The 12,281-nt window shown below is 70.1% G+C and carries 10 protein-coding genes; 6 read left to right on the top strand and 4 right to left on the bottom strand.

Going from position 1 to position 12,281, the window contains the following annotated elements; all coding sequences use genetic code 11:
• Position 1: 1 nt before the first annotated feature.
• Complete coding sequence (rsmI, locus tag QNO14_RS09495; RefSeq protein WP_257505061.1) at positions 2-829, top strand: 16S rRNA (cytidine(1402)-2'-O)-methyltransferase; 828 nt, start codon at positions 2-4, stop codon at positions 827-829.
• 1 nt (position 830) lies between these two features.
• On the opposite strand, the gene QNO14_RS09490 is transcribed toward rsmI, so the two are convergent.
• The 4 genes from QNO14_RS09490 to QNO14_RS09475 form a co-directional block, all read right to left on the bottom strand.
• Positions 831-1,739 (bottom strand): sugar ABC transporter permease, encoded by a 909-nt coding sequence (locus tag QNO14_RS09490; protein ID WP_374113915.1) that lies wholly within the window; start codon positions 1,737-1,739, stop codon positions 831-833.
• Positions 1,739-3,358: an ABC transporter permease subunit gene (locus QNO14_RS09485; RefSeq protein ID WP_257505060.1), complete on the bottom strand. Its 1,620-nt coding sequence runs from the start codon at positions 3,356-3,358 to the stop codon at positions 1,739-1,741. Before QNO14_RS09485 ends, QNO14_RS09490 begins: the two co-directional genes overlap by 1 nt.
• A 76-nt stretch (positions 3,359-3,434) precedes the next feature.
• Positions 3,435-4,670 carry a sugar ABC transporter substrate-binding protein gene (locus tag QNO14_RS09480; protein ID WP_257496005.1) on the bottom strand — a complete coding sequence of 412 codons (1,236 nt, stop codon included), beginning with the start codon at positions 4,668-4,670 and terminating at the stop codon, positions 3,435-3,437.
• Between the two features lie 102 nt (positions 4,671-4,772).
• The gene (locus tag QNO14_RS09475) at positions 4,773-6,791 is read right to left on the bottom strand and encodes a beta-galactosidase (protein ID WP_257505058.1); all 2,019 of its coding nucleotides are present in this window, start codon (positions 6,789-6,791) and stop codon (positions 4,773-4,775) included.
• Positions 6,792-6,942: 151 nt separating this feature from the next.
• Between QNO14_RS09475 and QNO14_RS09470 the strand changes: the two genes are divergently transcribed.
• From QNO14_RS09470 to rsmA, 5 genes are all read left to right on the top strand, one after another.
• Positions 6,943-7,959 (top strand): LacI family DNA-binding transcriptional regulator, encoded by a 1,017-nt coding sequence (locus tag QNO14_RS09470; RefSeq protein WP_257496007.1) that lies wholly within the window; start codon positions 6,943-6,945, stop codon positions 7,957-7,959.
• Between the two features lie 460 nt (positions 7,960-8,419).
• On the top strand, positions 8,420-8,920 hold the full coding sequence (locus QNO14_RS09465; protein ID WP_257496008.1) for an ArsR/SmtB family transcription factor: 501 nt from the start codon (positions 8,420-8,422) through the stop codon (positions 8,918-8,920).
• Positions 8,921-8,962: 42 nt separating this feature from the next.
• Positions 8,963-10,540 (top strand): methionine--tRNA ligase, encoded by a 1,578-nt coding sequence (gene metG / locus QNO14_RS09460; RefSeq protein WP_257496009.1) that lies wholly within the window; start codon positions 8,963-8,965, stop codon positions 10,538-10,540.
• A complete protein-coding gene (locus QNO14_RS09455) occupies positions 10,537-11,424 on the top strand; it encodes a TatD family hydrolase (protein WP_257505056.1) in 888 nt (295 codons plus the stop codon). The genes metG and QNO14_RS09455 overlap by 4 nt, the downstream gene beginning before the upstream one ends.
• Entirely contained in the window at positions 11,421-12,275 is an 855-nt protein-coding gene (gene rsmA, locus QNO14_RS09450) for a 16S rRNA (adenine(1518)-N(6)/adenine(1519)-N(6))-dimethyltransferase RsmA (protein WP_257496011.1), read from the top strand. Before QNO14_RS09455 ends, rsmA begins: the two co-directional genes overlap by 4 nt.
• Positions 12,276-12,281 lie beyond the last annotated feature (6 nt).

Genomic DNA, 12,281 nt, shown 5'->3' with positions numbered 1-12,281 from the left:
GATGATCATCCTCGCGGCCACCCCGATCGGCAATCTGGGCGACGCGTCCCGGCGGCTGGTCGAAGCTCTCGAGACCGCCCAGGTGGTCGCCGCGGAGGACACCCGCACCACGCAGCGCCTGCTGGCGGCGCTGGGCGTCGCCAACCGTCCCCGCCTCATCGCGCTCCACGACCACAACGAGAAGGCGCGTGCGGGGGAGCTCGTCGAGCTCGCGCGCGAACAGGACCTGCTCGTGCTCAGCGACGCCGGCATGCCGACCGTCAGCGACCCCGGGTACGGGCTCGTCGCCGCTGCCGCCGCGGCCGGTGTCACCGTCACCGCCATCCCCGGGCCCAGCGCCGTGCTGACGGCGCTGGCGGTCGCCGGTCTTCCGACCGACCGGTTCACCTTCGAGGGCTTTCCGCCCCGCAAGGCGGGGGAGCGGGCCTCGTGGTTCGGCGCGCTGGCGCGAGAGCGGCGCACCATGGTCTTCTTCGAGGCGCCGTCGCGCCTGGCCACCACCCTCGCGGCGATGGCCGCGGCCTTCGGCGACGCTCGGCCGGCGGCGGTCTGCCGCGAGCTGACCAAGCTGCACGAGGAGATCGTGCGCGGCGGTCTCGCCGAGCTCGCCGCGTGGGCTGAGGACGGCGTGCGCGGCGAGATCGTCGTGGTCGTCGGGGGAGCGCCGGCACGCGCCGCCGACCCCGATGAGGCGCTCGCCCAGGTGCAGGATCTCGTTCGCGACGGACTGCGACTGAAGGATGCCGCGGGCCAGGTGGCCGCGGCATCCGGTCTGTCCTCGCGCGAGCTGTACCAGGCGGCTCTCGCCGCCCGGTCAGCCGCGCGCTGACTCAGCCCTTGACGGAGCCGGCGGTGAGGCCGCCGACGATGTAGCGCTGCAGCGACAGGAACAGCACGAGCACCGGGATCGAGGCCAGCACCGCGCCGGCGGCGAACAGGCCCCAGTTCGAGGACAGCTGGTTCGACACCCACTGGTACATGCCGACCGCGAGGGTCCACTGATCCTCGGACACCAGCACGACCTTTGCGATGATGAAGTCCGCGAACGCAGAGATGAACGCCAGCAGCGCGACGACCGCGAGGATCGGGGTCACCAGCGGAATGATCAGCTGCCAGAAGATCTGCGCGTGGGTGGCGCCGTCGATCTTGGCGGACTCGTCGATCTCCATCGGGATCGTGTTGAAGAAGCCGTACATGAGGAAGGTGTTGGCTCCCAGCGCGCCGCCGAGGTAGATGCAGATGAGCGCGATCTTGGAGTTGAGGCCGAGGGCGGGGATGACCTCGCCGAGGGTCAGCAGCATGATGAAGATCGCGACGAACGCCAGCGCCTGCGGGAACATCTGCACGATGAGCAGCGTGGTCAGTCCCACCCGGCGACCCGAGAACCGGAACCGCGAGAACGCGTAGGCCGCCGCGGCGCCCATGAGCACCGCGCCGATGGAGGAGATGCCGGCGACGATGAGGGTGTTGCCGGCCCAGGCCCAGTACTTCGTGTCGCCCAGCGCCACGTAGTTCGACAGGTCGAAGGCGCTGAAGAGGGCGTTGGCCGCCGACAGCGTCCCTCGGGGATTGAGGGATGCCGACAGCACGTACACGAGCGGGAAGGTGGCGTAGAAGATGATCGCGACGGCGACGAGGTACTTCCAGCCCACCTCGAGGAACCACCGGCGGCGCTGGCCGGGCCGACGCTGCGGGGCGGCGGTGGTGGCGGGAACGGCCTGCTCGGTCATGGTGGTCATCACTGGTACTCCTCCAGCTTGCGGGTCTGTCGGAAGGCGACGGCGGAGATCGCGCCGACGATGACGAAGATGATGATCGACAGGGCACTGGCCAAGCCGTAGTCGGCCGTGCCGCCCGAGATGCCGGCGATGTCGTAGATGGCCGAGATGAGGATGTCGGTCGATCCGAGTGCGTACGGGGCGCCGGGGATGGCGGGCCCGCCGTTGTTGAACATGTAGATGATGGTGAAGTTGTTGAAGCTGAACGCGAACGACGAGATCAGCAGCGGCGCGGTCGACACCAGCAGCAGCGGCAGGATGATCGAGCGGAACTGGCGGAAGCGCCCGGCGCCGTCCAGGGATGCCGCTTCGAGGGTGTCCGCCGGCAGCGCCTGCAGGGCGCCGGTGCACACGAGGAACCAGTAGGGGTAGCTGAGCCACAGGTTCACCCAGAGCACCGCGAGCCGGGCGAGCCACGGATCACCGAGCCAGTTGATCTCGGCGCCGAAGAAGAAGAGGTCGTTGATCACGCCGAACTCGGCGTTGAACATGCCGCGGAACAGCAGGGCCGACATGAACGCGGGGAAGGCGTAGGGGAGGATGAACAGCGTCCGCAGCCACTTGCGTCCCCGCACGCGCGGATCGTTGAAGATGAGGGCGAAGAGCAGCCCGATGCCGAAGCTCAGCACGACCGAGAGGATGGCGAAGGCGAAGGTCCAGCCGGCGACCATGAGCAGCGGCTGCACGAGGCGTGGCTCGGTGAACAGCCGGGCGAAGTTCTCGAACCCGACGTTGACGGACCAGCCCGTGTTGAGCGCGCTGCCGTCCTCGGCGACGAAACTGCCGCGATCGTTCGCCGAGTAGACCGTGCCGTTCGTGGTGTCGGTGATGGTCTCGGTCTGCTCGTCCCAGACGAGGGTGGACTCGTAGACCGCGCCGGTCGTCCCCTCTCTGGTGCGGATGGAGCCGTCGTTGGGGTCGTCCGAGACCGGCACCCGCAGGCTCTGCACGGTCTGCTGCAGGGACTGGTCGGTGAGCAGGTCGGCGCGGGGGACGACGTTCCAGCCGGGCACCTCGGTGGCCGCGCCCGTCGCGCCGATGACGGCGTCGTCGACCTCGGTCAGGGGCTCGTCGGCGTCGCCGGCGAACACGTCGCCGTCGTCGACGATGGCGAAACCGTACTCACCACCGCGCTCGACGATGGTCAGGGGGAATGTGGGGGAGTCGTCGAGCCGCCGCTCGCCCTGGATGAGGGCGGCATTGACCGCCTGCTCCTGGGTGCCGATGTGGCCGCTGCCGTAGTTGGTGAAGGCGATGTAGGCGGTGTACACGAAGATGAACACCTGGAAGATCAGCAGGAAGATGAGGCCGGGCAGCAGGTACTTCAGCGGCAGGGCGCGCTTGGTGAAATAGATCACGTTGGCGATGACCAGCAGCAGGACGGCCACCGACAGGATGAGCCACGACTCCGCGCCCACGGCACTGAAGATCGCCATGAGGCCGAACGCGTTGACGACCGCCATCAAGAGCAGCTTGACGATGAAGCCCCAGCCGAGGCCGCGCCAGTTGCGTGCGTGCGACTCGGACTTCGGGCTGAGGGTCTGCGGCGCCTCGGTGGCGACGTCTTCCTGGACTGACATGTGCTCCTCCTGCATCGGTTCTCGCGGTGTGCGAGGGGGTGCGGGGCGGGAGGAGAGCCTCCCGCCCCGCAGGGTGTCAGCCGATGGCTGCTTCGAGGTCGGTGACCATCTGGTTCCAGGTCGACACGGGGTCCGCGCCGCCGATGATCTGCACCTGTGCGGCGTTCCACAGCTCCCAGACCGCGCCCATCTCGGGGATGGACGGCATGGGCACGCCGTTCTGCGACGACGCGACGAAACCGCCGATGATGGGGTCGGACGAGACCTCTTCGGCCAGCTCGCTCCACGCCGGGATGCGGGGGTCGGCCTCGTAGAGCGCGCGCTGCGCGTCTGCGGTCGCCAGGTAGTTCACGAGGAACTCCTGCGCGAGCAGGGCGTTCTCGCTCTGCGAGCTCAGGTAGAAGCCCTGCACGCCGACGAACGGCGCAGCCGTCTCGCCACCGGCAGACGGGATGGGGTTCACGGTGACGTTCACGCCATCGGCGGTCAGCGCCTCGATCGCCCACGGGCCCTGCAGGGTGTACGCGGCCTGGCCGGACGCGAACAGCTCGTTGTTGGTGTCGTAGTCGATCGTGGTGGAGATGTAGCCGGTGCCGTTGGCGCCGTTCGCCCCGAGCCACGTGGCGAAGGCGTCGCCGGGGGCGCCGCCCATGCCGACCTCGGTCGTGTACGAGCCGGTCTCGTCCTGCACGAAGACGGGGGCGCCGAACGACGTCTGGAAGCCGTACATCGTGTACGCGTCACCGGTCTGGCCCGCCGTGTTGATGACGATCGGGCGCTCGGCGCCCGCGGCCTGTGCGGTGGCGATCATGTCGTCCCACGTGGCCGGAGCCTCTTCGCCGACGAGGTCGGTGTTCTGGATGAGCGCGGTGGTCTCCAGCGAGTACGGCAGCGCGTACAGCTGGCCGTCGTAGGTCATCGCGTCGATCGCGACCTGCTCGAACGAGCCGGCCTTGTCGCCGAGGTCGATCGTGTCCACCACGCCGTCGGCGACGAACGCGCCGAGCCAGTCGTGCGCGCCGATGGTGATGTCGGGGCCCTCGCCGGTGGGGACCTGGGCGATGAAGTCGGCCCGGATGTCCTCGAAGTTCTTCTGGACCAGCTCGATCGTGGCCCCGGTCTCCTCTTCGAAGGCCGCTGCTGCGGCTTCGATGGCGGGCTCGCGGTTCTCGTCGGTCCAGACGGTCAGGACGGCGCCCGAACCCTCGTTGGTCTCCGACTCCTCGGCGGTGTCGCCGCCGCCGCCTGAGCAGCCGGCGAGCAGAACGGCAGTCGACGCGAGCGCGACGATGCCCATTCCCTTCTTGCGCATGGATTTTCCTTCCGTGGGGTGGTCGATCCTGCGAACCTCTGCTGAGGTCGCGCCCTTACGACCGGTGGTGTGCCGGGCCAGGTGGCCCGGCGGGTACATCTCTCAGTGCGGAGTGTGCTGAGCCTCTGTGCGGATGACGGCTGCTGTGCCGCCTGTCAGGTTCAGCATGCCCTTGATCTCGTCTCCCGTGAGCAGATCCACGCCGTCCACCGCGATCGATGCGGCATCCGGTCCGTGGTTGATCGCGACGACGAAGTCGTGGTGCTCGCCGTGGCGGCGGATGACCTCGACGCCGGCGGGGAGCTGGGCGGGCGCCAGGCCCGCGTCGGCGTAGACGGCGCCCATGATGGCAGCCAGCCCCGCGGCATCCGGACGGGTGCTGACATACCACCCGGTTCCGGCGCCGTGCGCGTGGCGGGTGACGGCGGGTTCGCCCGCGGCCGGTCCGGCGACGTACGTCGCGCGCACCTCGGCGCCGGTGACGACGAGGTCCTCCTGCCAGACGTCCACCGGGACGACGGTGCCGTTCCAGTCGATGGCGCCGGTCGCGCCCTCGCGCATCGGCAGGTGCTCTTCGACGCGCACGCCGAGGGCCGGCTCGAGCGGCGCGCCGAAACCGCCCTCGTGCACGGCGTCGTGCTCGTCCACGACGGCGGAGAAGAACGACACCAGCAGCGTGCCGCCCGCCTCGACGTACCGGTTGAGATTGTCGGCATCGGTCCGGCTGAGCATGTACTGGGCGGGGGCGATGACGAGCTTGTAGCCGGAGAGGTCGTGGCCGGGGAGGGCGAAGTCCACCGTGATGCCGTCGCGCCACAGCCGCTCGTAGTACGCGCGGATGCGCTCGTCGTGGCTGACGTCCTCGGACGGACGCCACTCGAGGTCCTGCGCCCAGAAGGACTCGAAGTCCCAGAGGATCGCGACGTCCGCGTGCACGCGGGATCCGCGGACGTCGCCCAGCCTGCCGAGCTTCGCGCCGAGGTCGACGACCTCGCGCCAGACGCGGGAGTCCGTGCCGGCGTGGGGGAGCATCGCGGAGTGGAACTTCTCGGCGCCGGAGCGCGAGGCTCGCCACTGGAAGAAGAGGATGCCGTCCGCGCCGCGGCCGAGGTGCGACAGCGAGTTGCGGGCCATCTCGCCCGGGCGCTTGGCGACGTTGCGGGGCTGCCAGTTGACCGCCGACGTGGAGTGCTCCATGAGGATCCACGGCGCGCCGCCGCCCACCGACCGGGTGAGGTCGGCGGCGATGGCCAGGCCGATCTCGCCCTCTTCGTCGGCGGCCCACAGGTAGTGGTCGTCCGAGACGATGTCGACTTCGCGCGCCCACGCCCACAGGTCGCAGCCGTTGTGCTGGTTGGCCATGAAGTTCGTCGTGACGGGACGGTCGCTGTGCGCGCGGATCGCGTCACGCTCGGCGATGAAGCAGGCGCGCAGCTGGTGGTCGGTGAAGCGCGCGTAGTCCAGGCGCTGTGCGGGGTTCACCGTCGACGGTGCCGCGGCCGGGGCGCCGACGTGCTCCCAGTCGGTGTAGTGCTGGCCCCAGAACGCCGTGCCCCACGCCTTGTTGAGCGCATCGAGCGAGCCGTAGCGCCGCTGCAGCCACAGGCGCCATTCGCGCACCGCGTGGGGGGAGTAGTCCTCGCCCACCGGCACGCCGAACTCGTTGTGCACGTGCCAGAGCACGACGGCGGGGTGCTGGCCGTAGCGCTTGGCGAGCTCCGTGGCGATGCGCACGGCCGCCTCGCGGTAAGCGGGCGCCGAGTGCGAAGCCATGCCGCGGGAGCCGAACCCCATGACGACGCCGTCGCGGGTGATGACGCGCGCGTCGGGGTGGTTCGCGAAGAACCAGGCCGGCGGGGACGCGGTGGGCGTGCCCATGTCGATGCGGATGCCGTTGGCGTGCAGGAGCTCGACGACCTCGTCGAGCCAGCTGAAGTCGAAGACCCCTTCGCTGGTTTCCAGCAGCGCCCACGAGAAGATGCCGATGCTGACGAGATTCACGCCCGCTTCGCGCATGAGTGCGACGTCTTCGCGCCAGGTCTCGGGTGACCACTGCTCGGGGCTGTAGTCGCCGCCGTAGGCGATGCCGTCGATGTCGGGCCAACGCGGCGTCGAGGTCATGGAACGCTTCCTCGGGTCAGGGGTGGTGGTTCCGGCTGTGACCGGTCCCAGTTGGGGAACAGCATACGTGATCAGTCGGACGTCGGTCACGCGGCGTTATGGAACCGTGACCGGTCCCAGTCGGCGGCGGGCGAGGGGTAAAGTCCTCGACGTGGGTGAGAGCAGCGAGACGCGCCGCCGGCCGACGATCCGAGACGTCGCGGCGGCGGCAGGAGTGTCGCGGGGCACCGTGTCGCGCGTGATCAACGGCGGCCATTGGGTGTCTCCCGATGCGCGACAGGCGGTCGAGGATGCCATCGCGCGCACCGGCTACACCGCCAACCACGCTGCCCGGAGCCTTGCGACGGGACGGTCCAATTCGCTGGCGTTCCTGCTGACCGAGCCGCAGCACCTGCTGTTCTCGGACCCGACGTTCGCCCTGCTGCTGCGCGGGGCGACCGAAGCGCTCGCCCAGCGCTCGATGACGCTCGTCCTGCTCGTCGCAGACACGCCCGCCGAGCGCGCGAACGTCGAGCACTACGTCAGCGCCGGGCACGTTGACGGGGTTCTGCTCATCTCATCGCACGAGTCCGATCCGCTCCTGGCCTCGCTCATCGAGGCGGGCGTGCCGACCGTCTGCACCGGCGTGCCGCTCGGATACCGCGCGCAGGTGCCCACGGTGTCCGTGGACGAGGTCGATTCGGCGCGGACGATGACCCGCTACCTGATGGACCGCGGCCACCGCAGGATCGCCCTCATCACCGGCCCCGATGACACGTCGGGCGGCCGCTACCGCCTGGTGGGCTTCCGCGAGGAGATGGGGGACCGGTTCGACCCGGACCTCGTCGAGCAGGACGTCTACTCCCGTGAGGCCGGAGAAGCGGCGATGACGCGGCTGCTGCAGCGCGCCCCCGACATCGATGCGGTGTTCGCGGCATCCGACGTCATGGCCGTGGGCGCGATCGCCGCCGCCCGCCGGGCCGGCCGCCGGGTGCCCGAAGATCTCGCCGTCGCCGGCTTCGACGACTCGGGATTGGCTGAGACCCACGAGCCGCCGCTGACCACGATGCGTCAGCCGTGGGCGGAGATCAGCAGCGCGATGGTGGAGATCCTCATCGACGTGATCAATGGCGTCCCCCGCACCGACCTGGTGCTGCCGACCACGCTCGTCGTGCGCGGCACCGCCTGAGCGGCGGTCGCCCGCCTCCGGCCGCCCCCGCCCTCGCCTGTGCCCGCCGGCCCCCGCCGGCATGGACCCGAAGCCCGGAGCGGTGCCTTCCGCCGACAGTCTCCCGTTTGCGCATGTGAGTTCCCGTTCACACACCGCCGTGTGAGTTCCCGTTTGCGCATGTGAGTTCCCGTTCACACGCCGCGTGAGTTCCTGTTCACGCAGGGGAGGGGGTGCGGCGGGGCGGGAGTCGGCCAGCCGGAGCTGGTCTCGCCGCGGTGTCCCTGTCGCGCGCGTCGGTCGGGGCGTGCGCTGTGTGAGCGGGAACTCACATGCCAAAACGAGGGAACGTCGAAAGCTCAAGCTGGGTGGGGGTGCGGGGCCGGGTGCGGGCGCGGGCGCGCGGACGGCGAGGTCCGAGAACGCCACCGCGCGTGCGGCATCCGACCGCAATGTCGGCGGGTCGCCGTAACGTCCGCGCATGGACCGGTACCGGCGCACGATCAACCCCTTCGAAGCGATGGCCGAGCCTGCGCGGCGACGCATCATCGAAGTCCTTGCCAGCGGCGAGCACACCGCGGGGCAGCTCGCCGAGGCCGTGGGCGGCGAGTTCGCCATCTCGCGCACGGCTGTCTCGAAGCATCTCCGCATCCTCCGCGACGCCGGCTTCCTCGACGTGCGCGCAGAGTACCAATGGCGCTGGTACTTCCTGACCCGCGACGGGCTCGAGCGGCTGGAGTACGCCGTCGAACAGCTCCGGCAGAAGATGGCGGGCGGGCTGGGCTGGGACACCGATCTGCGTGACAAACGCGACCCCCTGGGCGGTCCGGCTTTCGACGGGCGACCCGTGCTGCGCAAAGGGCCGGGCCGCGAGCCTGCCCGTGGCCGGCGCGGACACCAGACCAGCGCGCCGCGGGCGAGCGACCCCGAAGCGGGCCTGTACCCGGTGCTGCCCGTGGTGGGACCGATGCCGCCCACGTAACAGGCGGCCAGCGCACAGCGCGGCCCCGCCTAGAATCGACGGGTGACCTCAGGCCGTTCCTTCTACATCACGACGCCGATCTACTATCCGAGCGACGTGCCCCACATCGGCCACGGCTACACCACCGTGGCGGTGGACACGCTCGCGCGCTGGCACCGTCAGGCCGGCGACGACACCTGGATGCTCACGGGCACCGACGAGCACGGCCAGAAGATGCTGCGCGCCGCCGCCGCGAACGGCGTCACACCGCAGCAGTGGGTGGACAAGCTCGTCAGCGAGTCGTGGTTCCCGCTGCTGGAGACCCTCGACGTCGCCAACGACGACTTCATCCGCACGACGCAGGAGCGCCACGAGCGCAACGTGCAGGTCTTCTTCCAGACGCTGTACGACCGGGGATACATCTACGCCGGGGAGTACGAGGCGCTGTACTGCGTCGGCTGCGAGGAGTTCAAGCCGGAGTCCGAGATCGTCGACGGCACCGGGGCGTTCGAGGGCCTCAAGGTCTGCGCGATCCACTCCAAGCCGCTGGAGCTGCTGCAGGAGAAGAACTACTTCTTCAAGCTCAGCGAGTTCCAGGACAAGCTGCTCGAGCTCTACAAGACGGTCCCCGACTTCCTCCGCCCGGACTCGGCGCGCAACGAAGTCATCTCCTTCGTCAAGAACGGGCTCAAGGACCTCTCCATCTCGCGCTCCACGTTCGACTGGGGCATCAAGGTGCCGTGGGACGAGTCCCACGTCATCTACGTGTGGGTCGACGCGCTGCTGAACTACGCCACCGCCGTCGGCTACGGCAGCGACCAGGAACAGTTCGACCGGCGCTGGCCGGCTTACCACGTGGTGGGCAAGGACATCCTGCGGTTCCACGCCGTCATCTGGCCCGCCATGCTCATGGCCGCAGGCCTCGAGGTGCCGCGCGGCGTCTTCGCTCACGGCTGGCTGCTCGTCGGCGGCGAGAAGATGTCGAAGTCCAAGCTCACCGGCATCGCGCCCACCGAGATCACCGACGTGTTCGGCTCCGACGCCTACCGGTTCTACTTCCTCTCGGCCATCGCCTTCGGCCAGGACGGATCGTTCTCGTGGGAGGACCTCTCCGCCCGCTACCAGGCGGAGCTGGCCAACGGGTTCGGCAACCTCGCGTCGCGCACGGTCGCGATGATCGAGCGTTACTTCGAGGCCATCGTGCCGCCGGCGGGCGGATACACCGAGGCCGACCTGCACATCCAGCGCACCGTGGCGGATGCCGCGACGGCAGCGGATGCCGCCATGGAGCGCTTCCGCCCCGACGAGGCCATCACCGCCATCTGGACGATCGTCGACGCGCTGAACCTCTACATCACCGAGAACGAGCCGTGGGCGCTGGCGAAGGACGACACGCAGCGCGAGCGGCTGGGAACGGTGCTGTACACCGCCGCAGAAGGGCTGCGCGCCCTGACGGTGCTGCTCTCGCCGGTCATGCCGCACGCCACCGGCATCCTCTGGGACGCCCTCGGCGCCGCCGCCACCCTGGGTGCGCTGCAGGACCAGCCGATCCGCGACGCGGGGACCTGGGGGCAACTGCCGTCCGGCGCCTCGGTCAGCGGGCTCGCGCCGCTGTTCCCCCGCGTCGAACAGAGCGCATGACCGATCCCAGCCAGTACGTGCGCCAGCGCGAGAAGGGGGCGCGCGACGTCAGCTATCCGCCCGCCCCGGAGCCGCTGACGGTGCCGGTGTACGACAACCACGCCCACCTCGAGATCGAGGACGGCGAGGTGGGGCTGAGCCTCACCGAGCAGCTGGAGCGCGCGACGGCCGTCGGGGTCGTCGGCGTCGTGCAGGCCGGCGGTGACATCGACTCCAGTCGCTGGTCGGCGTGGGCGGCGGCATCCCACCCGCAGGTGCTGGCGGCGGTCGCGATCCACCCCAACGAGGCGCCGGCGTACGCCGATCGGGGAATGCTCGCCGAGGCGATCGCCGTCATCGACGAACTCGCCGCACAGCCCCGGGTGCGGGCGATCGGCGAGACCGGGCTCGACTTCTTCCGCACCGGTCCCGAGGGTCTGCCGGCCCAGTACGAGAGCTTCGAAGCGCACATCGACCTGGCCAAGCGCCACGGCATCGCGATGCAGATCCACGACCGCGAGGCGCACGACGAGGTGCTCGCCACCCTCACGCGCGTAGGAGCTCCGGAGCGCACCGTCTTCCACTGCTTCTCGGGCGACGCCCAGATGGCCCGCATCGCCGCCGACGCCGGCTACTACCTCTCGTTCGCCGGCAACGTCACGTTCAAGAACGCCCAGAACCTGCGCGACGCGCTCGCCGTCACGCCGCGCGAGCGCATCCTCGTCGAGACCGATGCCCCGTTCCTGACGCCGGCGCCGTACCGCGGCCGCCCCAATGCGCCGTATCTGATCCCGGCGACCGTGCGGTTCCTGGCCGCCGAGCTCGACGCCGACCTCGACGAGTTCTGCGCCCAGTTGGCCGCCAACACCCTCGCCGTCTACGGCGCCTTCGAGGAGACACCATGACCGTGACCCTCCTCGGCGCGACCGAGATCCGGGCGCTCGCCACCGAGCTCGACGTCACCCCGACCAAGAAGCTCGGGCAGAACTTCGTCGTCGACGCCAACACGGTCCGCAAGATCGTGCAGGTCGCCGGTGTGCGCACCGAGGACCGGGTCGTGGAGGTCGGGCCGGGGCTCGGCTCGCTGACCCTGGCCATTCTCGAGACCGGCGCTGCGGTGACGGCCGTGGAGATCGACCACCGCCTCGCCGAGCGGCTGCCGGCGACGGCCGCCGCGCACGGTGTCGCCGACGGCAGGCTCACGGTCGTCGACGCCGACGCGCTGCGCGTGACGGAGCTTCCCGGTGACCCCGAGGTGCTGGTCGCCAACCTGCCGTACAACGTGAGCGTCCCGGTGCTGCTGCACTTCCTCGAGACGTTCCCGTACCTCGATCGCGGCGTCGTCATGGTGCAGGCGGAGGTCGGCGAGCGCCTCGCGGCGACCCCCGGCACCAAGGCCTACGGCAGCCCCAGCGTGAAAGCGGCCTGGTACGGCCCGTGGCGCCTGGCCGGCACCGTGTCCCGCCAGGTGTTCTGGCCGGTGCCGAACGTCGACAGCGTGCTCGTGGCGTTCCGCCGGGATCCGCAGCCGCGCGGGACCGAGGCCGAGCGGCAGCGCACCTTCGCGATCGTGGATGCCGCGTTCGGGCAGCGCCGCAAGATGCTGCGGCAGGCGCTCGCCGGTGTGCTGGGCGGCTCGTCCGCAGCGGCGTCCGCTGTGCTCGAGGCGGCGGGCGTGGCTCCGACGGCGCGCGGCGAGGAACTGGTCGTGGCGGACTTCCTGAGGATCGCGCGCGCGGCACCCCTCGCGCAGTAGCGTGGG

This window comes from Microbacterium sp. zg-Y625 (genome assembly GCF_030246925.1).
GTDB classification, from domain to species: domain Bacteria; phylum Actinomycetota; class Actinomycetes; order Actinomycetales; family Microbacteriaceae; genus Microbacterium; species Microbacterium jiangjiandongii.
Note: the sequence above shows the minus strand (reverse complement) of the source record. Positions and strands in the feature narration are given on the sequence as shown.